We start from the raw sequence: 23,455 nt of genomic DNA on the forward strand, positions 1-23,455 counted from the left end.
GAAAAATGGCAAACCAAACCGTAATCAAGCTGCAGGATGGCAACGTGATGCCCCAACTGGGGCTAGGTGTATGGAAAGCCGGTAACGACGAGGTCGTCTCCGCCATTCATAAAGCACTGGAAGTCGGCTATCGGTCGATTGATACCGCCGCCGCGTACAAAAATGAGGACGGCGTGGGTAAGGCACTGGCCAGCGCTGGCATGCCCCGCGACGACCTTTTCATTACCACCAAACTGTGGAACGACGATCAAAAACGCCCCCGCGAAGCCTTGCAGGAGAGTCTGGACAAACTCCAGCTCGATTTCGTCGATCTCTATCTGATGCACTGGCCAGTCCCGGCTATCGATCACTATGTTGACGCCTGGAAAGGGATGATTGAGCTACAGCAGGCAGGGCTGGTGAAAAGCATCGGCGTGTGTAATTTCCAGGTTCACCACCTGCAGCGCCTGATTGACGAGACGGGTGTCGCGCCGGTTATCAACCAGATTGAGCTGCACCCGCTGATGCAGCAGCGTCAGCTTCACGCCTGGAACGCCACGCACAAGATCCAGACCGAGTCCTGGAGCCCGCTGGCACAGGGCGGTGAAGGGGTGTTCGACCAGAAAATTATTCGCGATCTCGCGGATAAATACGGCAAGACGCCGGCGCAAATCGTTATTCGCTGGCATCTGGACAACGGCCTAGTGGTGATCCCGAAATCGGTCACGCCATCGCGTATCGCTGAGAACTTCGACGTCTGGGATTTCCGCCTGGATAAAGATGAACTGAGTGAAATTGCGAAGCTGGACAAGGGCAAGCGTTTAGGCCCGGATCCCGATCAGTTTGGCGGATGAATAAAAAAACCCCGGCTCGCCGGGGTTTTTATTTTTTACGCTTTACGTTTCACGGGTTTCTTCGCACTGGCGTTACCGTTTGAACGCTGATGCACAATCGGCGTGTGCTTGGTCAATGCCGGGCGCGTATGGCGGTTCTGGCGGCGCGCTTCACGCATCTCGTCAAGCGTAGGCGCAGGCACCAGGCAGTCGCGGCGCGAGCCGATCAGATGCTTTTTACCCATATCTTCCAGCGCCTGACGGATCAGCGGCCAGTTAGCCGGATCGTGGTAGCGCAGCAGTGCTTTATGCAGACGGCGCTGTTTATCCCCTTTCGGCACCACCACATCTTCACTCTTATAGCCAATTTTACCCAGCGGGTTCTTGCCGGTGTAATACATGGTCGTTGAGTTCGCGAGCGGTGATGGATAGAAGTTCTGCACCTGATCCAGACGGAAGCGACGCTGTTTCAGCCACAGCGCCAGGTTCACCATGTCCTCATCGCGCGTGCCAGGGTGCGCGGAGATGAAGTATGGGATCAGATACTGCTCTTTACCCGCCTGCTTCGAGTAGGTGTCAAACAGCTCTTTAAAGCGATCGTAGCTGCCCATACCCGGCTTCATCATCTTGGACAGCGGGCCTTCTTCGGTATGCTCAGGGGCAATCTTCAGGTAGCCACCCACGTGATGCGTCGCCAGCTCTTTGATGTAGCGCGGATCTTCCACGGCGATATCGTAACGCACCCCGGAAGCGATCAGGATCTTCTTGATCCCTTTCAGGTCACGCGCACGACGATAAAGGTTGATCGTCGGTTCATGGTTGGTATCCATGTGCTGACAGATATCCGGGTACACGCACGACAGACGACGGCAGGTCTGTTCCGCGCGCGGTGACTTACAGCGCAGCATGTACATGTTGGCAGTCGGACCGCCCAGATCGGAGATCACCCCGGTGAAGCCAGGCACGGTATCGCGAATGGCTTCGATCTCATTGATGATCGAATCTTCGGAGCGACTCTGAATAATGCGCCCTTCGTGCTCGGTAATGGAGCAGAAGGAGCAGCCGCCGAAGCAGCCGCGCATGATGTTTATTGAGAAACGGATCATCTCATACGCCGGGATTCGGCTCTCGCCGTATGCCGGATGCGGCACGCGTTTGTACGGCAGCGCGAAGACGCTGTCCATCTCTTCGGTGGAAAGCGGGATGGCCGGCGGGTTGATCCAGATAAAGCGCTCACCGTGCTTTTGCATCAGCGCACGCGCGCAGCCCGGGTTGGTTTCGTGGTGCAGAATACGGGACGCATGCGCGTAGAGCACTTTATCGGCTTTGACCTTCTCAAAGGAAGGCAGCAGCACGTAGGTTTTTTCCCACGGTTTCGGGCGCGGCGGCTGAACAACGATAGCTTTCGTTTCGGCTTTCTTTGGCTCTACCGGCTTGTTATCCGCACACGGCAGATCGTCGCCGTACGGGTGCGGGATCGGGTCGATTTTACCCGGCATATCAATGATACGGGAATCCACCCCGCTCCAGCCCGGCAGCGCCTCTTTCACCATGATCGCGGTGTTGCGCACGTCGCGGATGCTGCTCACCGGCTCACCCTGTGAGAGACGGTGCGCCACTTCCACCAGCGGACGTTCACCGTTACCGTAAATCAGCATATCGGCTTTGGAATCCACCAGCACCGAACGGCGCACGGTGTCTGACCAGTAGTCGTAGTGCGCGGTACGGCGCAAACTCGCCTCGATGCCGCCCAGGATAACCGGCACGTCTTTCCAGGCTTCTTTGCAGCGTTGGGTGTAGACCAGCGTCGCGCGGTCAGGACGTTTACCCGCGACGTTATCCGGCGTGTAGGCATCGTCATGACGCAGCTTACGGTCGGCGGTATAGCGGTTGATCATCGAGTCCATGTTGCCTGCGGTCACGCCGAAGAACAGGTTGGGTTTCCCCAGACGCATAAAGTCGTCTTTGCTGTTCCAGTCAGGCTGGGCAATGATCCCTACCCGGAAGCCCTGCGCTTCAAGCATACGGCCACAGATAGCCATGCCAAAGCTCGGGTGGTCGACATAGGCATCGCCCGTCACCAGAATGATATCGCAGCTGTCCCAGCCCAGTTGGTCCATCTCTTCCCGGGACATCGGCAGGAACGGTGCCGGTCCAAAGCAGGCCGCCCAGTACTGGGGCCAGGAGAAGAGGTCACGATCCGGCTGGATCAGGGAAATTGCGCTCATAGTGCTTCCGAAGAAAAAATAGACAAAAGGAGCGGGATTATACGCTGTTAGTCCGCCGGATTTGAAGAAAAGGATGCAAGAAGTAAACAGAAAATCCTGGAAGCCGTTAAAATACAGCGCACTGTTAATTTTGGATCATAATATCCACTATATCTTGCGGTAATCAGTTACCGGGATGCATTCTGGCACGGAGTTTCTTTGTGAAGTTCAACGATTCGTTACATGTGTCCCAGCTGCGGGTTGTGCTTCACCTCTGCGGTTTTCTGGTTCTTCTGTACAGCCTGTCCATGCTGCCGCCGATGGTTATCGCCCTGCTGAATAAAGAGCGAACCTACTTTGCTTTTTTAACCACCTTTTTGACCTTTTTCACCCTTGGCGGACTCACCTGGCGGGCAACACGTCATTCCGGTATACAGCTGCGCACCCGTGACGGTTTCGTGATTATCGTTCTGTTCTGGCTGCTGTTTTCATTGATTAGCGCCATGCCGTTATGGATGGATGACGGTCTGCAACTCTCCTTTTCCGATGCGCTCTTTGAAGGGGTCTCAGGGATCACCACCACCGGGGCGACGGTGATTGGGGACGTCAGTGCCCTGCCGAAGTCGTACCTTTATTACCGCGCTCAGCTCAATTTCATTGGCGGATTAGGGGTCATCGTACTGGCCGTCGCGGTCCTGCCGCTGCTCGGTATCGGTGGCATGAAGCTGTATCAGTCGGAAATGCCTGGGCCGTTCAAGGAGGAGCGCCTGACGCCCCGACTCGCCGATACCGCGCGTACGCTGTGGGTAACCTATCTGGCGCTGGGACTGGTCTGCACGCTGGCGTACTGGCTGGCGGGCATGCCCTTTTTTGACGCCGTCTGTCACGGGCTTTCCACCGTCTCATTGGGTGGGTTTTCAACCCGAAGTGAGAGCATCGGGTTTTACGACAGCCACGCGATTGAGCTTGTCGCCGGGGCTTTTTCACTGCTTTCCGCGTTTAACTTTACCCTCTGGTATGTCGTCATCGCGCGCCGCACGCTGAAACCGATTCGGCGCAGCCCGGAGGTGAAATTCTTTCTCGGTGCCGCCACCGTCATTATCGCCATTACCGCCTGGCAGGTGTGGCACGCGGGGATGTACAACGGTACCGACAGCCTGGTACATGCCTTCTTTCTGGCCAGCTCCATGATGACCGACAACGGTCTTTCGACGGCCGATTACGCTCACTGGCCTCCCCACACCATTTTCCTGCTGCTGAGCGCCAGTTTTTTTGGCGGCTGCGTCGGCTCTACCTGCGGCGGGATCAAAGCGCTGCGTTTTCTCATCATGTTTAAGCAGTGTATTCAGGAGATGAATCAACTCGCGCATCCGCGCGCGCTGCTGAGCATTAAGGTCGGCAAAAGCGTCGTGAATGAGCGCGTTCTGCGCTCGGTGTGGAGCTTCTTTTTTCTCTACGTGATGATAACGGGCTTTTTCGTCTGGGCGCTGAACCTGCTGGGATACGATCTGTTCACGTCATTTGCCACCGTTGCGGCCTGTATTAACAATATGGGGCTGGGGTTCGGCGAAACGGCGTCAACCTTCGGAACGCTAAAAGACGAGGCCAAGCTGTTGATGTGTGCGGCGATGATTATGGGGCGTCTGGAAATTTATCCGGTACTGATCCTGTGCTCACGCTTTTTCTGGCGGGCATAAACATTCCCGGCGAACCGGGAATCGTATCGTGGTTTAGGGTGCCGGGTTGACCAGCATCTGGCCGACGGATCCCCTGTCCATCATCTCCAGCGTCTGGCTGTGGAACAGGAACGGGAAGTGCGGCCACGAAGGCTGTCCGTAGTAGACCAGCAGTTCAACCTGCCCATCCACCCAGACGGTATCCTTCCAGCCCCTGTCTTCGGGGAACGGCATCGCGCCATTGACGTTGCGGATCAGGAAACTCACCCCTTCGATATGGAACGACTGCGGCATGTCCGAGCGAACCGTCCAGCGCTCCCAGGTACCCTGCTGCGCGGTAATATCGATACGATTAACGTCCCACAGCGTACCGTTGATCCCCGGATCGTCGCCCAGGCTGATATCGCGGCTGCGCACCGGCGAACCGCTCATGATCTCCTGCGGTAGCAGGCGCATCGGCAGGCTGTCGGTCACCAACGGCAGCAGGCCGGTAGGACGCAGGGTCAGCACCAGGGTGGAGACCAGGATACTCGACGGCTCAAAGAAACCGCGAATGCGGTCCACAATGCTGGCCGCTTCGCCACAGGTGATCGACACCTCATCACCGTTGGTCATATCAATAAGGATTTCGCGGCGTTCGCCTGGCGACAGCGCCAGCTGCTTCACGGAAACCGGCGCCGGTAAAAAGCCTTGGTCGCCGGAGATGACGTGTAGCGCGCGGCCATCGCTCATTTGCAGCTGGTAGCGGCGCGAGTTAGAGGCATTCAGCAGACGCAGACGTACCCATCCGCGCGACACTTCGACATACGGACTTTGCGCGCCGTTAACCAGCAGCGTATCGCCAACGAAGCCACCGCTGCCCGGCTCGCTGTATTCCGGCGTGCCGAAATTATCCAGCCGTTTGTCCTGAATAATGACCGGAAAATCATCCACGCCATAGTGGTTCGGGATTGGCAGGGATTTACTGATTTCATCTTCCACCAGCCACATGCCGGCCAGGCCGTTATACACCTGCTGGGCCGTGCGGTTAGGGGTATTGGCATGATACCAGAGCGTCGCCGCGCTCTGACGAATCGGCAGAACGGGCGCCCAGTCAGCGTTAGGCGACATCATGCGTGCCGCGCCGCCAAGCAGCGGGCCAGGCACCTGTAAACCACTGATGGTCATGGCGACATTTTCCGTCGTACGGTTACTGTAGATCAGCTTAACGTCATCGCCATTCCACACGCGTATGGTCGGCCCAAGGTAACGCCCGTTAATGCCCCACACCGGCGCACGCGTGCCCTGGGTAAAGGACCAGTGGCTGCGCTGTAGCGTCAGGAAAAGCGGCTGCCCGCGACGGGATTCTATTAACGGCGGAATGGGCAGCGGCTGTTGCTGCCCGGCGGCGTTGGCTGTCAGCGGCAGCGCACCCGCACAAAGGGCGATCCCGGAAGCCTGAATAAACTGACGCCGACTGAATGACATATAAGCTCCATCTGAAACGACTAACAACGCGGGAATTCGTTTTCCCTTTTAACGCCGGCTTACTTCTTACCGGCGGCTTCTCTCTCTGCGACTTCTTTGTCGAGCAGCGCAATATGCTGAGCCATCAGTTCACGGCAGTGTGCTGCCAGCTCGCGAACCTGATCTTTACCGTATTTGCTGGTATCCACCGGCGGCAGCATTTCGACAATCACCAGCCCGTTATTCAGGCGGTTAAGATTAATCTTATTAGAAGTATTGGAAACACACACAGGAATAATTGGAACACCTGCCGCAATTGCAGCATGAAACGCACCGGTTTTGAACGGCAGCAGGCCACGGCCACGGCTGCGCGTCCCTTCCGGGAACATCCAGATTGAGATCCTGCGCTTTTTGAAGTGATTAACCACTTCAGCAATAGTGCTGTGCGCTTTCGCGCGGTTGTTACGGTCAATCAGCAGGTTACCAGTCAGCCAGTACAGCTGGCCGAAAAAAGGGATCCACAGCAGGCTCTTTTTGCCCACGGTCACGGTCGGTGGCAGAACAATGTTGGAGGCCGTCACCATATCGTAGTTGTTCTGATGATTAGCGATAAAGATGGCGTTACCGAAGTTCTCAGCCCCTTCCGGCAGGCGTTTTTCAACCTTCAGGCCAAACAGCGGCGCAAGGCGGCCGAACATATGGCCGAAGGTGGCGACATGTTTCGGATTGCGCGGACTGAACAGGCAATAAATAGAGCCGAAAATACAGACCAGAATGCAGTAAATAATGGTAAGAATTAAACGAACAATGAATAGCATAGCGACCTCTGAAGCCCTGACAGCTGACAATTATACTTCACCTGTGGCCAGGTAAGGACTTTATTACGAGCGCGTATTGTTAATCGCAACGCACGAATTAACAACGATTTTACGGGAAATTTTATTGAAATTCCCCCTCCGGAACAGAGGGGGAGATAACGGCGTTACTCTTCGCTGTCGCCCGCGGTACTGCGCGCGGGAGAGTCAATCTCCACGCGGTCAATACGCTGCAGGCCGCGCATCAGCGAGCCGCGTCGACCGCGCTCGCCCACCACTTTCTGCAACTCTTCCGGACGAAGCTTGATTTTACGTTTGCCGACATGAATGGTCAGCGTGCTCTGCGGCGGCAGAATAAAGAGGTGCGCCAGACCATCTACCCCTTTCGCCGCTTCCGCTGACGGGATGCTGATGATCTTGTTGCCCTTGCCTTTTGACAATTCCGGCAGGTCGCTGACCGGGAACATCAGCATACGTCCGGCGGCAGTGATCGCCAGCAGCATATCGCTATCGTTTTCCACCACCAGCGGCGGCATCACATGCGCGTTGTCAGGCAGGCTGATCAGCGCCTTACCGGCACGGTTGCGGGAAACAAGATCGTTAAAGGTACAGATAAAGCCGTACCCCGCGTCAGACGCCAGCAGCAGTTTCTGGTCATCGGCTTCCATCAGCATATGGTCAACCGTCGCACCCGGCGGCAGCGTCAGCTTACCGGTAAGCGGTTCGCCCTGTCCGCGGGCAGATGGCAGCGTGATCGGGTCGATGGCGTAGCTGCGCCCCGTCGAGTCGATAAAGGCGACCGGCTGGTTGCTCTTACCTTTCACGGCCGCTTTAAAGCTATCGCCCGCCTTGTAGCTCAACCCTGGCGCGTCGATATCGTGACCTTTAGCACTGCGCACCCAGCCGCTCTGAGACAGCACAATGGTGACTGGTTCTGATGGCTGCATGTCGTGCTCATTCATCGCCTTCGCTTCTTCGCGCTCATGCAGCGGAGAACGACGGTCGTCACCGAATGCATCGGCGTCAGCCTGCAGCTCTTTCTTGAGCAGGTTGTTCATCTTGCGTTCGGACGCGAGGATCGCCTGCAGCTGATCGCGCTCTTTTTCCAGTTCGTTCTGCTCACCGCGGATCTTCATCTCTTCGAGTTTGGCGAGATGACGCAGTTTCAGCTCAAGGATTGCTTCGGCCTGGGTTTCACTGATGCCAAAGCGCGACATCAGCGCCGGCTTCGGCTCGTCCTCGGAACGGATTATCTCAATAACTTCGTCGATATTGAGGAACGCCACCAGCAAACCTTCAAGGATGTGCAGGCGTTTAAGCACTTTTTCCAGTCGATAGTTCAGACGGCGGCGAACGGTATCGCGGCGGAACGTCAGCCATTCGCTCAGGATCTCCAGCAGGTTTTTCACTGCCGGACGACCGTCGAGGCCGATCATATTCAGGTTGATGCGGTAGCTTTTTTCCAGATCGGTGGTGGCAAACAGGTGGTTCATCACCTGCTCCATGTCCACGCGGTTGGAACGCGGCACGATCACCAGACGCGTCGGGTTTTCGTGGTCGGATTCGTCGCGCAGGTCATCCACCATCGGCAGCTTTTTATTGCGCATCTGGGAGGCAATCTGTTCCAGCACTTTCGCGCCGGAGACCTGGTGCGGCAGCGCGGTGATGACCACTGCGCCGTCCTCTTTGGTCCACACCGCACGCATGCGCACGGAGCCGCGGCCGTTCTGGTAGATTTTGCGGATTTCCGCGCGCGAGGTGATGATTTCGGCCTCGGTCGGGTAGTCCGGCCCCTGCACGATATCCAGCAGATCGTCCAGCGTGGTTTTCGGCTGTTCAATCAGGGTGATGGCGGCTTTCGCCACTTCACGCAGGTTGTGCGGCGGAATGTCCGTCGCCATACCCACCGCGATACCGGTAGTGCCGTTCAGCAGGATGTTCGGCAGACGCGCAGGCAGCATTTTCGGCTCCTGCATCGTACCGTCGAAGTTTGGCACCCAGTCCACGGTTCCCTGACCCAGCTCGCCCAGCAGCACTTCAGCGTAGCGGGAGAGACGGGATTCGGTATAACGCATCGCTGCGAAGGATTTCGGATCGTCCGGCGCCCCCCAGTTCCCCTGACCATCCACCAGCGGATAACGGTAAGAAAACGGCTGTGCCATCAGCACCATCGCTTCATAACAGGCGCTGTCGCCGTGCGGATGGTATTTACCCAGTACGTCACCGACGGTACGGGCGGATTTTTTGAACTTGGCGGTCGCATTCAGCCCCAGCTCGGACATCGCATAGACGATGCGGCGCTGAACGGGCTTCAGGCCATCCCCGATAAACGGCAACGCCCTGTCCATGATGACGTACATGGAGTAGTTCAGGTAGGCGTTTTCCGTGAATTCATGTAGCGCGAGGCGCTCTGCCATATCGCTCATTATGTGTGATTCCTCAACTCAGAAACCGAAAGGTTTCAGGCAATATTGCCGCAGATACTACCTTATCTGGCGTGTTGAGTCACAAAGAAAAAGGGCCGCATCCGCGGCCCTTTCGGGGTTATTTGTTCAGTTTGATAACCTGCTTCACGTCGATTTCAAAATCGTTCCACTCTTTATCGACTTTACCCTGGATTTCCACCTTATCCTGCGGGGTTACGGTCACGCCGTTCCAGCGCTTGTGGTCAATCTCCACGTTAACCGTACCGGTCTCATCGCGGAAGGTGTAGCGGTCATCAGACAGGCGCTGAGTGATGTTCCCGCGCAGCTTCACCCAGCTGTCGTCCTTCATGTCCTTCACTTTCACCGCGGTGGTGAGGTTCGCGTCATTATCGACAAAACCGCCCGCCTGCGTCTGGGCCTGGGTTTGTGCGGCAGAGGGGCCGTTAAATCCGCCCTGTGCAGCAAAAACAGGGGCAGTGGTCATCATCATGATGGCGGCAATCGCAGCGAATTTTTTCATATTAACTCTCCCTTTAATGTGGTTTCGCAGTCCATTTAACAGGGTAAACCTTAACAACTTCTTAAGGGAAAAATTTATTTATTATTACTGTACAGCAGGCTGATGCAGAGGGTTTACTGACGTTATCAAGGAGGGAACATGCGCATTTTACTGGTTGAAGACGACAAGTTGATCGGCGATGGCATCAAGGCGGGGTTAAGCAAAATGGGCTTTAGCGTGGACTGGTTCACCGACGGAAAAACCGGCCAGACCGCGCTTCATTCTGCACCGTATGATGCCGTAGTGCTGGATCTGACGCTGCCGGAAATCGACGGACTGGAGATTCTGCGCGCCTGGCGCGAAAGCGGACGCCGCGAGCCGGTATTGATTCTGACGGCGCGGGATGCGTTGAACCAGCGTGTCGAAGGGCTGCGTCTGGGGGCGGATGATTACCTGTGCAAGCCCTTTGCACTGATCGAAGTGGCTGCCCGCCTTGAGGCGCTGGTGCGCCGAAGCCACGGCCAGACCCGCAGCGAATTGCACCACGGAAAGGTCACGCTCGATCCCACCAGTCTCGTGGCCACGCTGAACGGCGAAACGCTGACGCTCAAGCCGAAAGAGTTCGCCCTGCTGGAGCTGCTGATGCGTAACGCGGGCCGCGTGCTGCCGCGCAAGCTGATCGAGGAAAAGCTCTACACCTGGGACGACGACGTCTCCAGCAACGCCGTTGAAGTCCACGTCCACCATCTTCGTCGTAAACTGGGCAGCGAATTTATCCGCACCGTGCACGGTATCGGCTATACCCTGGGTGACGCATGAAACTGACTCAACGCCTGAGCCTGAAGCTGCGCCTGACGCTCCTCTTTTTAGTGCTGTCGCTGACGGCGTGGTTTGCCGCAAGCCTGGTCGCCTGGCAGCAGACCACCCACACACTGGATAAGCTGTTCGATACGCAGCAGATGCTGTTTGCCAAACGGCTGTTGACCATGGATCTGGATGAGATTCGGGCCCCCGAACGGATGCGTGAGATCCCCAAAAAAGCGAAGCACGGTCGTCTGGATGACGACGCGCTGGCCTTCGCCATCTACGCCACCGACGGCAAGATGATGTTAAATGACGGCGAAAACGGGCGGGACATTCCGTACCACTATCGCCGTGACGGGTTTGATAATGGACGGCTACAGGGCGACAACGACGAGTGGCGTTTTTTATGGCTCACCTCACCCGACGGGAAGTACCGCGTGGTGGTCGGCCAGGAGTGGGAGTATCGCCAGGAGATGGCGGTAGATGTGGTCAGCTCCCAGTTGACCCCGTGGCTGGTCGCGCTGCCCCTGATGCTGTTGTTGCTTATTGTTCTGCTGAGCCGGGAGCTGAAACCGTTAAAAAAACTGGCGCAGACCCTGCGCTCCCGCTCACCGGATGCCACCGACGCGCTTCCGACTCAGGGGGTTCCCACTGAGGTGCGCCCGCTGCTCGACTCGCTGAACCATCTGTTCACGCGAACTCAGGAGATGATGACCCACGAGCGTCGTTTTACCTCAGATGCCGCGCACGAGCTACGCAGCCCTCTCGCGGCCCTGAAGGTGCAAACCGACGTGGCGCAACTGTATCAGGACGATCCGCAGGCGCAGCAAAAAGCGCTGGCGCAGCTGCATGCGGGTATCGATCGCGCATCCCGGCTGGTGGATCAGCTCCTTACGCTGTCGCGTCTGGACTCGCTGGATAACCTCGACGATATCGAACCGATCGTGATGGCCGATCTCCTGCAGTCGGCGGTGCTGGATATCTGGCATCCGGCACAGCAGGCCGGGATTGATATTCGTCTGAACATTCATGCCCCACAGGTCACACGTCAGGGCCAGCCGCTGCTGCTGAGCCTGCTGGTGCGTAACCTGCTGGACAACGCCGTGCGTTATAGCCCGCAGGGCAGCGTGGTGGACGTCACGCTGGACACCCGGCGTTTTACCGTGCGTGACACCGGCCCCGGCGTTTCCACCGATGCGCTGGCGCGTATTGGCGAGCGTTTTTATCGCCCACCGGGACAGGATGCAACGGGTAGCGGCCTGGGGTTATCTATCGTCAGGCGCATTGCCGCCCTGCATGGTATGCGCGTCGCGCTGGGCAATGCGGCAGAAGGTGGCTTCGAAGTGAAGGTCAGCTGGTAAGGGATTATTGCGTTTAATGCAAAAGACTTTGCACATTTTGCTCATTTAACCGCATCGCTCGCGCGCGTAAAATCCTCGCCATACTTTCATCTTCGAGGACACCTCATGAGCAACATTCTGATTATCAACGGTGCAAAAGAATTTGCGCACTCTAAAGGCCAGCTGAATGACACCCTGACCGAGGTCGCGGACGGTTTTCTGCGCGACGCCGGGCATGATGTTAAGGTCGTGCGCGCGGACAGCGATTACGATGTCAACGCGGAAGTGCAGAACTTCCTGTGGGCTGACGTGATTATCTGGCAGATGCCTGGCTGGTGGATGGGTGCCCCCTGGACCGTGAAAAAATACATGGATGATGTCTTCACCGAAGGCCATGGCGCACTGTACGCCAGCGACGGTCGCACCCGCTCCGACGCATCCAAAAAATACGGTTCTGGCGGCCTGATTCAGGGCAAAAAATATATGCTGTCCCTGACCTGGAACGCACCGCTGGAAGCGTTCACCGAGAAAGATCAGTTCTTCGAAGGGGTGGGCGTTGACGGCGCATATCTGCCGTTCCACAAAGCTAACCAGTTCCTCGGAATGACGCCGCTGCCAACCTTTATCGTTAACGACGTCATCAAAATGCCTGACGTCCCGCGCTATATCGCAGAATATCGCAAGCATCTCGCGGAAATTTTTGCTTAACTGGTAACCTGGAATTAGAAGGAGTTAACCATGCTTACTGTTATTGCTGAAATCCGTACTCGTCCAGGCCAACATCACCGCCAGGCGGTGCTGGATGAGTTCGTGAAAATTATCCCCACCGTACTGAAGGAAGAAGGCTGCCACGGCTACGCGCCGATGGTCGACGCCACCACCACCGCCAGCTTCCAGGCTACTGCCCCAGACTCGATCATTATGATTGAGCAGTGGGAAACCGTGGCCCATCTTGAAGCCCACCTGCAGACCGCGCACATGAAAGCGTGGAGCGACGCGGTGAAGGGCGATGTGCTGGAAACGCATATCCGCATTCTGGAGCAAGGGGTGTAAGTTTACCCAGTTCCTGATTCCTGCCCTCCCCCTTTCGGGAGAGGGTCAGGGAGGCATATTACCAGTACAACTTCCAGCTTTGGGTAAACCTGACCAGCGCCTCCACGTAGAAGTAGTCCCCCCAGCTCGCGCACTCGTCCACGCCTTTATTGCTTGCCAGATGATAAACGGAGTGCTTCAGCAGCCCAGTTCCCTTCTCATCTTTGCCCATCAGGTAGTGTTTCGTCAGTGACGACATCATTCCTTTTGCCCATTCAGAATACCGCTCGCGATCCGGGTCGGTCACCGGCAGATGCTTCACCAGCTCCAGCAGGCCACATACCGCAATCGCCGCCGAGGACGCGTCGCGTAGCGCATCCGTGCCGACCAGCGCCAGGTCCCAGTGGCAGACGTAATCTTCCGGCAGACGGTTGAGGAAGTAGTTCGCCAGCCGTTTCGACAGGGCAATCATCGTCGCATCACCGGTATAGATATAGCTCAACAGGAAGCCGTAAATTCCCCACGCCTGCCCGCGCGACCAGCAGGAGTCATCGGCATAGCCTTGCTGAGTATTGCCGTAGCGCGGCGCGCCGGTGTGCACATCCATATAGTAGGTGTGGAACGTTGAGGCATCTTCACGGATAAGGTACCTCGCTGCCTGCATCACGTGTGCTTTGGCGGCATCGGCAAAGCGCGGATCGCCCGTCTGTTCGCTCGCCCAGTAGAGCAGCGGCAGGTTCATATTGCAGTCGATAATCATCCGCCCGGCCTGTTCCGGGTCAGCCAGATCGCCCCACGCCTGAATAATCTTTGCCTTCTCGTGGAAGCGCTCCAGCAGCGCCTCCGCCGCCAGCAGCGAGAAGCCACGCGCCTCACGGTTACCGGTCAGTCGCCAGGCCGCCACGCAGGAGAGCGTATACAAAAATCCCAGATCGTGGGTGTTAGTGTCGTGGCGCCCGGCGATACGCAGGCCAAACGAGCGCACATGTTTTTCCGCCATCGCGCGGAATTTCGCTTCGCCGCTCATCTCCCACGCCAGCCACAGCTGCCCGGTCCAGAAGCTGGTGGTCCACTCCACGTTGTCGGTCAGCGGATAAAAACCCTGCTGGCAGGTTTCCGCCGGGAACTGCTCACCAAACGCCGTTAAATGGCGGCTAATCAGCGCGAGGACATGGTCGCGCGCTGAACTCAGTTCATCGCGGAATACGCGCGAATCAACGGGCTCGGGGATAGCGGGCAGGCGTTCCTCTGCGATACGACTTAACATATTTCGGTTCCTTCTTTGACGGCTTAATTATCGTGATGAGGGTTCTGCTACGTTCAGCGCGCGGGGGCCGCGCCATTTACTCTGGCAGGCAGATAACGTAAAGGCAGAAATAAACGTGAAGATCAGCGCCGTGGCGCCCATGATGATATAGGTGTTCTCGAAACCGATGCGGTCATACATATAGCCGGCAGGCGACGAGACCACGACATTGCCGACGTACAGCATCGCCTGATATCCCAGCAAATACATGGTGGCGTTAACGCGCTTATCGAAATGTTCGGCAATATATTTAAAGACGGAGACCAGCAGCAGACAAATTTCCAGACCGTACAGCGGCTTAAGAATGGAAATTAACAGATGTGAATCACACAGACCGGAAATAATCAGACGCGCACCGACCACCAGCCCGACAATTAACAGCCCTCGTTTGGCGCCAATAGCGTTCACCAGCAGCGGGATCACCATATACATGACAAACTCCATTCCCGACTGCACGGTCCCCAGATAACCAAACACCGCATTGCCCTGGTGAATATCATCAAAGAAGGTCACGAAATAGCGCGAAAACTGCTGCTCGGCGATAAACATCATCCACGCCACACCGGCCACGTACAGACAGAAGGCCCAGAATTTACGGTTACGCAGCAGCGCGTAAACGTCTGACGGGGCAATTTTCTCTTTCGTCAGCACTTCGCCGGCATGTGCGGAGTTAGTGTTCACTTTCAGGCTCAACAGGACAATCAGCATCACCACCGATGCCACGCTGCCCATAATAAAGTTATACGCTGGGGAGAGATTAAACAGCAGGCCGGAGAAGGAGGACGCCACTGCCCAGCCAAGGGAGCCCCACATCCGGATCTGACCAAACTCCATGCCGTTTAAACGGCTAAAACGGTCAGAATAGGATTCGCACGCCGCCACGCCCGCATACCAGGCAAAGCTTAAATAGAGTGCGCCAATAATAATCCCCAGCAGCGTGTTGGACATTAACAGCGGCTGATAGACATAAATAAAGAACGGCGCCATCAGGGCAGACATTGCCACCACAAAATAGAGCAGGTATTTGCTCATGCCGATCTTATCGAGAATATAGCCATAAATGGGCTTCAGAATGACGGAGAAAATACCGTTCACCGCAAATACCGTACCAATCACCGAACCACTGAGGTTCGCTTTCTGGCCTAACCAGATAGCCAGCAGGCCAATACTGGCAGACCAGGTAAAGAAATAGAGAAATATAAAACTGCTGATTTTGTAATATTCAGTTCTGTTTGTTGTAGCGGTCTTTTTCATATCATCCTCGCCGACGTGTAGGGTCAGAGTTTTTATAATGAGAACGACAGCTGTCGCTCACTGCCGGGCTCGCGGATAACAACCCGGTTCTCGCTGATATTCAGTTGTGGGACTGCCATAACCGGCTGGCTTTCGCCGGCGACGGCGGCACAACAGAGCCAGCTCTCCCCCTGCGCAAGCGTGGTTTTCAACAGCGGAATGGCAGCGCATTCCGGGAACATGATGCTGCTGTTCGGCGGTGTGACGATGCTGTCCGGTTCACGGTTAATCACCGGAGAGAGATCGACCAGCACGCTGGTGCCATTACCGGCGACAAGCCAGCATCCGTTCTCACGGATCTGCGGTTCGGTGTTCATCACCGCAAATCCGCCCTCCGCCGTATTCAGTCGACGGGCGCTGTTGATACGGTGCAGGCGCAGGTGCCACTCACCAAACGGCACTTGCCAGGTTTCGATATGGACGTCATGCCACGGAGACCAGCGTGAGTAGAGATAATCTTCAGTGATCCGCACCGCTTCACATTCGCGGCGCCCGCGGAAATAGTTATCCCCGTCTGCCAGCAGCAGCATGGAGTCGCAGGCGGCATGTTTCAGGCCAAACCGTCCGCGCTCAATCGTGAAACCAAAGCGGCTGGAGTAGGCAAATTTGGTGTATTTGGCTTCCGTATTCACGTAGTTATTCAGCTCAAGCTGCCCGGCGGTAAGCAGGGTGACGTGCTGCGACTGACCGGCATGCATCAGGATCTGCAGTGCATGCGGGATGACGCGTTTTTCCGCAAGCGCGGGCAGTGGCTGCTCTTCAGCCTGCCAGAACGGATGGTCCTCCGGCATCGCCAGAATCAGGTAAGTTTTCAACGCCCAGTATGGCGAGCCGGGGGCGTTATAGTCCTCACACATCGCCAGGTTCGGATAAGCAAAACCGAGGGTCAGAATACCGTCCCGATCGGTGATGGGCTGTTGCTGCCACCAGCGCAGATGGCGCAGCACGATGCCCTTCACAATCCCCGGCGTGAACACCTCCAGACCGGAAAAGGCGACGGCACTCCAGAAGGCGACCATTGCAAAGCGATAGGTCAGACTGCGACCAAACGGTACCGAGGCACCGTCGGCGGCTGACCAGTAGATAAAATCTTCGGCGAACAGGCGCGAACGCGCTCGCAGCACCTGCGACCTCTCCTCGTCACCGTTCAGGGTGGCATAAATCAGGCCGTAGAAATGAAATGCCATCGAGATGTAATAATCTTTCGGCCGCCCCGGCCCGTCGGAATACCAGCCATCGCCCAGATAATAGGCCTCCATCATTGCAAACCGTCGGTCAATCGCCGTCTGGTCATACGGCAGGCCAGCGCGCTTAAAACCGAGCTGCACCATAATGGCAAAGTAGTTCCAGTTGCTGTCCGGCATTTGCGCATGGGCGATCTGGTTGAGCCATGCGTGCAGGTTTATGACCTCGCGCCCGGTGAAGTGCGCGGTGAGTTTATCCCCCAGCAGGGCAAGCCCCAGACCGTAGGCCGCCATCTCGACCAGACGCTGATCGTAGGGGCCGGTTTCGCCCCAGTAACCGTCACTGTGCGGATCGGTGCCGAGTTTGATCGCGGTAAGGTATTTTTCGCAAAAGGGGCTGGCATCGCCGGATGCCAGCAGCGGAAACAGCCCCCATAGCGCACGTGAGAGTCCCTCCATCTGCGCGATATCCGTGCTGTAATGCGCACAGGTTTCACCCAGCGAAAATCGTGAACTGCCCGGCGCAAACGCTTTATCCAGCGCACTCAACAGAGTATTCAGTGACGCCACGATATCCTGGCGTGAAGACAACGGATTTGATTTTTCTTTATTTGCCGCCCACATACGCTCACCCTCGTAATCAACTGCGGCAAAGCATAGTGAATCCACACGGGGCAGAAATGTTAGCCATGTCACAGCTAAGAGCGATGAATAAACCCACAGTTAAGAAAATTTAAAAAGGTGGTTTATAAAGAGATTCTGACGGGAAAAAGTTGAGTTTTATTGCACTATGCGCGACACGCCAACATCCGATCATCTGGAGCTGATTACCTTAAATGACACCGTGGTGTCGTTTAGCCGCCTGTTCGCCAATACGGTGCGCTATCACCACTGGCATCAGTGTCTGGAAATTCTCTATGTGGAAGAAGGCTTTGGCGTGGCGATTGTCGATAACCGTCACTACACCATGCGCCCCGGGCGGCTGTTTTTCTTCCCACCGTTTACCCTGCATAAGGTGATGGTGGACGAGAAGGCAGAGGCCCTTTACAGGCGCACCATTATTCATCTCGACCAGCATGCCGTACTGAAAACCCTGCGTGATTTTCCGCAGGCTCAGCAGCGTCTGCAGAAGCTGTCTCGTCGTGGTGGCGAGGCCTGGGTCGCTGACCTGGCGCATTGCCAGAAGCATATCGATTATCTTCTTGGCTGTTATCAGCCGCCGCTGAACAGCGAAAACATTGCCGGGCTGTTGATTAGCCTGTTTGCCATGCTGCCGGATGATAACGACGGTGCCCCGGGGAGCAGTCAGGGGGTGGCAAGTCAGGTAATGTTTTGGCTGGATGAGCACTATCGGGAGAAATTTCGCCTGGATGCGCTGGCGGCTGAGCTGGGAAAATCACGCAGCTATGTATCGCGAAAATTCCATGCGGAAACAGGCGAGAAGATCCACGACTATCTGAATACGCTGCGGCTGCGAAAAGCCTGCGAGTACTTGCTGCACAGTGATGCCAGCGTGCGTGAGATTGCCGCGCGGGTGGGATTTTCAGATGTGACGTGGTTTATCAGCGCCTTTAAAAAAGGGATTGGCGAGACGCCGCTGCAGTACCGGAAAAATCATGGCGCGGCGTGATCCCCTCACCCGCTCTTCTTGCCCGGTTTTAACCCGCGATGAAATTCGTTAATGCGCTTCATCGACCTGATGGTGCGCTGGGGCTCCGTTGACGCTACAGATAAAATAATCATCTCCAGACACAGCAGTACCGTGCCGTGGAGCGGAATTTTGCCCTTTTCACCGCCGCGCGGAACGTGGATCACCACGCTGGCCTCTTTGCTGAAGCGCGAGTCCGTAGCATTGGTCAGCAATATCGTGGGAATACCCAGCCGTTTCGCTTCACGCAGCGTGGTTTGTCCTTCCCGGTGGGCCGATTTTTGCGCCATCATCACCAGCACGTCGCCGCGCTGTAAGGCTATCAGTTGCTCTGCCAGACCAATGCCGGTGCGGTTGAGCGCAATAGCGGGCAGGCCGATACGGCTGAACAGCCGGGAAGTGTACTCGGCCAGAATGCCGGAAGCCCCAATCCCAAAGATCGCGACCTGACGTGCCTGCGCCAGCAACGACACCGCCTGCGCCATTGCGTAGCGGTTGTGCGGCTCGGATAGCACGTCACAGGTATGCTGATGCCCTTCCAGCACAAAATCGATGCTCGCGTTCACGTCGCTGGTGAGCGTATTCACCGTGGTGGACATTTTTTCGCTGGAGGAGACCACCGGCCCAAACCACTGCTCCAGAGTCTGCTTCAGGTCACGCAGCCCGGCAAAGCCAAGAGCCTGAATGGCGCGAACCACCGTAGCGTCCGAGGTTTTCAGCAACGCGGCAATCTCCATCGCCGTCTGCTCCATCACCGCTTCGCGGTTTTCATTGATGTAACGCGCAACCTGCAGCAGGCGCGGCGTGAGCTGGTGCCCCCGCGAGCGAAAGCGGTCGCCATAGACATCAACCCGGGCTTTGTCTTTTCTGATCACTGTGACGCCTCCGGCAGCGGTCGACCGGCAATCTGCGACTGCACCTGGGCGGCCATCAGGCCTAAGGAGGCAAAGGAGTTCGAGATGGCCTCTTCACGGGAGATCAGTACGTAGTGGCCGGTGCGACAGGCATTGAGGAACTGACACCAGCCAGGCATCACGGCATCCATCGCTGCCAGCTCATCCTGCGGTTTGCCGCCGGTATCCCCGCGCCAGGTGGCAAAGACAAAATCTGCATCCAGCTCGGGCAGACGCTCGGCGCTGACGTCAATTCGACCGCCGTCAGGGATGGACTCAATCAGCGGCGGGAATGTGAATCCTGCGTCGCGCAGCACGCGCCCCAGCGAGTGGTAGCTGTGCATGGCGTTGATTTTGCCCTGGTTGGCCTGTATCACCGACACGGTGATGTTGCGGGTGTCGATGGTCGCTTTCAGGGCGTTAATCTGCTCCAGATAGCGACGTTCAAGGATCTTCAACCGGGCTTCCGTGCCCGTGAGCTGTGCCAGCTTGCGGTAGATCTCCGGCGCGCCGCCATCGAGATGATCGATACTCACCGTCGGGGCAATTTTCTCCAGCTGTTCAACCGGCGTGTTACGGGTCGGTTCGGTGATGATCAGATCCGGCTTTGCAGCGGCGATGGCCTCGATGTCAATATCCGCGGAGCCGATAAATTTGATGTCGGCGTTATCAAAATCAACGCCCGTCAGCATGCCGCTGGCGCGCAGAAAATGGCTACCGTCCGGCCGCGTGCGCCCGTGGCTCGCCACTGGCGGCACGCCGAGCTCAATCAGCGGAATGGTGATATCCAGATCGTGCAGCGAGACAATTCGCTTTGGGTGAAGGGGCACAGTCACCTTGCGGTTCAGATCGTCGGTAAACGTCTGCGTCGGCTCCGCCGCACTCACGGTAAACCCCACCAGCAACAACATCGAAAAAAGTATACGCATCACCATCCCCTAAAATCTGTCCCGTCGCTGCCAGAGCAGCAGCAGGAAAAACGGTCCGCCAATCAATGAAATGACTACGCCTGCCGGCAGCTGCAGCGGCAGGAAAGCCAGACGTCCGACGTTATCTGCCAGCAGAACCAGCAGCGCACCCAGCACGGCACTTCCCGTCAGCAGCGCGGTTTGTCCGCCGCGCAGCAGCAGGCGTGCCATATGTGGCGCAATCAGTCCCACAAAACCGATACTGCCCACGCAGGAGACGCAGGCCGCAGTCAGCACCACCGGGGCAAGCACGCGCAGCAGCGCCAGACGCGAGGTGTGTACGCCAAGCCCCGTTGCGGTGGGGTTGCCCATCAGGGCCACGTCTGCGGCGCGCGCGGTCAACAGCAATAGCACAAATGCCGGCAGCGTCCAGGCTGCCGCAATGCCTACCAGCGTCCAGTTTGCTGCATGCAGGCTTCCCGCCAGCCACAGCATCGCCGTCTGCACGTCACGCACGTCGGCGGTGGTCATAAAGACCCCCATTGCCGCGGCAAACGCCCAGGAAACGCCGATCCCCGTCAGGATAAATCGCGGCCGCGAAATATCGCGCGCCAGCGCCACCACCAGCAGCGCGGTGAGTATGCCCCCCGCCATTCCCGCCAGCGGTCGCCAGGCCAGGCTGAGCGCCGGGAACTGAAAAATCAGCACCAGCACCGCCGCGCTACATCCCTCTTTCACGCCGATAAGCCCCGGGTCGGCAAGGCCATTACGGGTGACAGACTGCATCGCTGCCCCCGCCATGCCAAGCATGGCACCGCATAACACCGCCATCAGCAGACGCGGCAGACGGATATCCATCACGATGTAGCGCGTATCCGCCTCCAGACTTTGCGGATACAGCAGCGCCCGTCCGATGACCGACGTCGGGATCGGCAGCGAGCCGTGCGTCAGGCCAAACCCGAGCAGGATAAAGGCCGCGAGCGAAATCAGCGCAAGGCAGGCCAGCGCCCTCGGGCGTACCAGCGTAGAAAAGGTGCCAATACGCAACGCGCGCAGTCCGGCCCGGCTCATTTGAACGCCCTCGAGGCCATAAAGATAAAGACGGGAGCACCGACCAGCGCGGTCATAATGCCGGTCGCCAGTTCATAAGGGGTAAACAGCGTGCGGGCGGCGAGATCCGCCAGCAGCAAAACCAACCCTCCACACAGGGCTGAAAGCGGCACCATCACGCGCAGATCCACCGTCACCAGACGCCGTATCAGCTGTGGCACCACGAGGCCAATAAAACCAATCGGCCCGGCAACGGAGACTGCCGCGCCGCACAGCAGCGCAATTGAAAGCAGCGCGAACAGGCGCGTCCTGAGAAGCGATACGCCAAGCCCCTGGGCCATCCGGTCCCCCAGTGCCAGCATATTGAGTGACCGCGACAGCCAGAGCGCAAGGGCGAAACCCGCGCCAGCGGCCCACGAAGCGCTGCGAAGCGTCCCTTCTGTTATCCCCGCCAAATCCCCCGCCAGCCAGGTGCGTAAGGCGAGAAGCGTCTGCTCATCAAGGATCAGGACCGTGGCGGTAATCGAGGAGGCGAACGCCGACATCGCCACCCCGCACAAGGTGACTTTCATCGGCGTCAACCCGGTGCGTCCCGAAGAGGAGAGCATCAGTACCAGCAGAAACAGCCCGGCGGCGCCGGTGGCGGCAATCAGCGGGCGACCAAACGGCAGGGTGAACCCGAGTGCGCTTGTCAGCACGACAGCCAGCGCGGCGCCGGCATTCAGCCCCAGAATATGCGGCTCGCCCAGCGGGTTACGGATAACGGACTGCAGCAAGACGCCTGCCACGCCAAGTGCAGCGCCGGTCAGCATGGCCGCAAGGAGGCGTAACAGGCGCAGCCTGATAATGATGTTATGGTCGAAATTGCGCGGGTCGAAATCGACAAAAGCCTGCACGACCGTCAGGGGAGAAATAACGCGCGCGCCCGTGCCCAGGTGTGCAATTGCGCCCATCACCAGCAGCAGCGCAAAGAGCAGAAAAGCCAGTGACGTTCGCATCATGATTTTTCTGCGACCTGGCGAAACGGCATGAAGAACGGTTTGCCGGTGAGCGGATTAACTGACATATGTACGTCAACCTCAAACACCGCTTTGATCAGTTCCGGCGTACAGGTATCGCCCTCGTGAAGCACGCCCTCGACTTTCCCCTGGCGTAAAAAGACCAGGGAATCACCGTAGTTCACCGCAAAGTTAAGATCGTGCAGCACCACCACGACGGTGCGCCCGTGCTGGCGGGTCAGCGTATGCAGCAGTTCAAGGATTTCCACCTGATAGCGGAGGTCAAGAAACGTTGTCGGCTCGTCGAGCAGGATATAGGGCGTTTGCTGCGCCAGCGCCATCGCAATCCAGCAGCGCTGACGCTGGCCGCCGGAAAGGCTTTCCACCGGCAAATGGGCAAACTCCGCCGTACCGGTCAGGCGCAGTGCCTCTTCCACGGCCTGCTCGTCTTCGTCACTCCACTGGCGCATAAAATTTTGCCAGGGGAAACGCCCGCGCGAAACCAGCTCAAACACGGTTAACCCTTCCGGCAACAGCGGTGACTGCGGCAGAATGCCCAGCTGACGGGCGACCGCTTTGGTTGGCTGTTGATGAATGGCTTTGCCATCCAGCAGCGCAGCTCCCCCGAGCGGTTGCAGCAGACGTGCGATCGTGCTCAGTAGCGTGGATTTTCCACAGCCGTTCGCGCCCACCAGAACGGTTATTTTCTGTGGGGGGATCGCAAGCGAGATCTCATCGACGATGATTTTTTTCTGATAGCCAGCAGAGAGGTTCTCAAGAACCAGTCCTGACTTATTCGTGTTGTGAGCCACGTGAACGCCAACTTAATAAAAAACTAACAAATAAAAATAAAACTCATTCTCTTTTGAGAGTTTGCCGCTGCGCCATGTAGTAGTCAAGAGAAGAAACACCCTTAAAACCCCAGGGTTATCGTGCAGAAATGGGAAAACCGCTAAACGCATTAATTAGTTTATTTTCAACAAGTTAATTACTTACCACGCTAAGTATCAGAGGGGACATGCTGCTGTAGTCGATTTTTGCTTTTTTCCATTTACTACTACATCAGCGCATGATTGAATGATTCTCAATTACATGTTCGATGCCAGCGATGGCTAACG

The 23,455-nt window shown here is 57.1% G+C and carries 20 protein-coding genes; 7 read left to right on the forward strand and 13 right to left on the reverse strand.

Annotated features, from left to right (window positions below; all coding sequences use genetic code 11):
- Positions 1-5: 5 nt before the first annotated feature.
- A complete protein-coding gene (gene dkgA / locus AM379_RS04215) occupies positions 6-833 on the forward strand; it encodes a 2,5-didehydrogluconate reductase DkgA (protein ID WP_020883657.1) in 828 nt (275 codons plus the stop codon).
- Between the two features lie 35 nt (positions 834-868).
- Here the strand turns inward: dkgA and AM379_RS04220 are convergent, their stop codons facing one another.
- Complete coding sequence (locus AM379_RS04220) at positions 869-3,040, reverse strand: YgiQ family radical SAM protein (protein WP_020883656.1); 2,172 nt, start codon at positions 3,038-3,040, stop codon at positions 869-871.
- A gap of 200 nt (positions 3,041-3,240) precedes the next feature.
- Between AM379_RS04220 and AM379_RS04225 the strand changes: the two genes are divergently transcribed.
- Positions 3,241-4,716 carry a TrkH family potassium uptake protein gene (locus AM379_RS04225; protein ID WP_014171619.1) on the forward strand — a complete coding sequence of 492 codons (1,476 nt, stop codon included), beginning with the start codon at positions 3,241-3,243 and terminating at the stop codon, positions 4,714-4,716.
- 33 nt (positions 4,717-4,749) lie between these two features.
- Here the strand turns inward: AM379_RS04225 and ftsP are convergent, their stop codons facing one another.
- The 4 genes from ftsP to AM379_RS04245 form a co-directional block, all read right to left on the reverse strand.
- Positions 4,750-6,162 carry a cell division protein FtsP gene (gene ftsP / locus AM379_RS04230; RefSeq protein ID WP_020883655.1) on the reverse strand — a complete coding sequence of 471 codons (1,413 nt, stop codon included), beginning with the start codon at positions 6,160-6,162 and terminating at the stop codon, positions 4,750-4,752.
- A gap of 59 nt (positions 6,163-6,221) precedes the next feature.
- Positions 6,222-6,959, reverse strand: coding sequence for a 1-acylglycerol-3-phosphate O-acyltransferase (gene plsC, locus AM379_RS04235; protein WP_020883654.1), 738 nt, complete (start codon positions 6,957-6,959; stop codon positions 6,222-6,224).
- 164 nt (positions 6,960-7,123) lie between these two features.
- Positions 7,124-9,382, reverse strand: coding sequence for a DNA topoisomerase IV subunit A (gene parC / locus AM379_RS04240; RefSeq protein ID WP_014171622.1), 2,259 nt, complete (start codon positions 9,380-9,382; stop codon positions 7,124-7,126).
- 118 nt (positions 9,383-9,500) lie between these two features.
- Positions 9,501-9,902: a YgiW/YdeI family stress tolerance OB fold protein gene (locus AM379_RS04245; protein ID WP_020883653.1), complete on the reverse strand. Its 402-nt coding sequence runs from the start codon at positions 9,900-9,902 to the stop codon at positions 9,501-9,503.
- Between the two features lie 138 nt (positions 9,903-10,040).
- On the opposite strand from AM379_RS04245, the gene qseB reads away from it, so the two are divergent.
- The 4 genes from qseB to AM379_RS04265 all read left to right on the forward strand — a co-directional run bounded on the left by qseB (position 10,041) and on the right by AM379_RS04265 (position 13,078).
- Positions 10,041-10,700, forward strand: coding sequence for a quorum sensing response regulator transcription factor QseB (qseB, locus tag AM379_RS04250; protein WP_106503490.1), 660 nt, complete (start codon positions 10,041-10,043; stop codon positions 10,698-10,700).
- A complete protein-coding gene (qseC, locus tag AM379_RS04255) occupies positions 10,697-12,046 on the forward strand; it encodes a quorum sensing histidine kinase QseC (protein ID WP_106503491.1) in 1,350 nt (449 codons plus the stop codon). Before qseB ends, qseC begins: the two co-directional genes overlap by 4 nt.
- Positions 12,047-12,151: 105 nt before the next feature.
- Positions 12,152-12,733: an NAD(P)H-dependent oxidoreductase gene (locus tag AM379_RS04260; RefSeq protein WP_014171626.1), complete on the forward strand. Its 582-nt coding sequence runs from the start codon at positions 12,152-12,154 to the stop codon at positions 12,731-12,733.
- 30 nt (positions 12,734-12,763) lie between these two features.
- Positions 12,764-13,078: a putative quinol monooxygenase gene (locus AM379_RS04265; RefSeq protein ID WP_014171627.1), complete on the forward strand. Its 315-nt coding sequence runs from the start codon at positions 12,764-12,766 to the stop codon at positions 13,076-13,078.
- A gap of 58 nt (positions 13,079-13,136) precedes the next feature.
- On the opposite strand, the gene AM379_RS04270 is transcribed toward AM379_RS04265, so the two are convergent.
- From AM379_RS04270 to AM379_RS04280, 3 genes are read right to left on the reverse strand one after another with little or no spacing between them, the layout of a single operon-like run.
- Complete coding sequence (locus AM379_RS04270) at positions 13,137-14,324, reverse strand: glycoside hydrolase family 88 protein (RefSeq protein WP_032678974.1); 1,188 nt, start codon at positions 14,322-14,324, stop codon at positions 13,137-13,139.
- Positions 14,325-14,351: 27 nt separating this feature from the next.
- Positions 14,352-15,617 carry an oligosaccharide MFS transporter gene (locus AM379_RS04275; RefSeq protein ID WP_025203155.1) on the reverse strand — a complete coding sequence of 422 codons (1,266 nt, stop codon included), beginning with the start codon at positions 15,615-15,617 and terminating at the stop codon, positions 14,352-14,354.
- A 32-nt stretch (positions 15,618-15,649) separates the two neighbouring features.
- Positions 15,650-17,464 carry a DUF2264 domain-containing protein gene (locus AM379_RS04280; RefSeq protein ID WP_032678975.1) on the reverse strand — a complete coding sequence of 605 codons (1,815 nt, stop codon included), beginning with the start codon at positions 17,462-17,464 and terminating at the stop codon, positions 15,650-15,652.
- 166 nt (positions 17,465-17,630) lie between these two features.
- Here AM379_RS04280 and AM379_RS04285 point away from each other — a divergent pair, with 166 nt between their 5' ends.
- Complete coding sequence (locus AM379_RS04285) at positions 17,631-18,470, forward strand: AraC family transcriptional regulator (protein ID WP_020883647.1); 840 nt, start codon at positions 17,631-17,633, stop codon at positions 18,468-18,470.
- A 5-nt stretch (positions 18,471-18,475) separates the two neighbouring features.
- Here the strand turns inward: AM379_RS04285 and AM379_RS04290 are convergent, their stop codons facing one another.
- From AM379_RS04290 to AM379_RS04310, 5 genes are read right to left on the reverse strand one after another with little or no spacing between them, the layout of a single operon-like run.
- Positions 18,476-19,363 carry a MurR/RpiR family transcriptional regulator gene (locus AM379_RS04290; protein ID WP_014171632.1) on the reverse strand — a complete coding sequence of 296 codons (888 nt, stop codon included), beginning with the start codon at positions 19,361-19,363 and terminating at the stop codon, positions 18,476-18,478.
- Entirely contained in the window at positions 19,360-20,310 is a 951-nt protein-coding gene (locus tag AM379_RS04295) for an iron-siderophore ABC transporter substrate-binding protein (RefSeq protein WP_032679733.1), read from the reverse strand. Before AM379_RS04295 ends, AM379_RS04290 begins: the two co-directional genes overlap by 4 nt.
- 9 nt (positions 20,311-20,319) lie before the next feature.
- Entirely contained in the window at positions 20,320-21,360 is a 1,041-nt protein-coding gene (locus AM379_RS04300) for a FecCD family ABC transporter permease (protein WP_032678977.1), read from the reverse strand.
- Positions 21,357-22,340, reverse strand: a complete 984-nt coding sequence (locus AM379_RS04305; protein ID WP_032678978.1) for a FecCD family ABC transporter permease — start codon at positions 22,338-22,340, stop codon at positions 21,357-21,359. The genes AM379_RS04300 and AM379_RS04305 overlap by 4 nt, the downstream gene beginning before the upstream one ends.
- A complete protein-coding gene (locus AM379_RS04310) occupies positions 22,337-23,149 on the reverse strand; it encodes an ABC transporter ATP-binding protein (RefSeq protein ID WP_014171637.1) in 813 nt (270 codons plus the stop codon). Before AM379_RS04310 ends, AM379_RS04305 begins: the two co-directional genes overlap by 4 nt.
- Between the last annotated feature and the right edge of the window lie 306 nt (positions 23,150-23,455).

Source organism: Enterobacter cloacae complex sp. FDA-CDC-AR_0132 (genome assembly GCF_003010695.1).
GTDB classification, from domain to species: Bacteria; Pseudomonadota; Gammaproteobacteria; order Enterobacterales; family Enterobacteriaceae; genus Enterobacter; species Enterobacter ludwigii.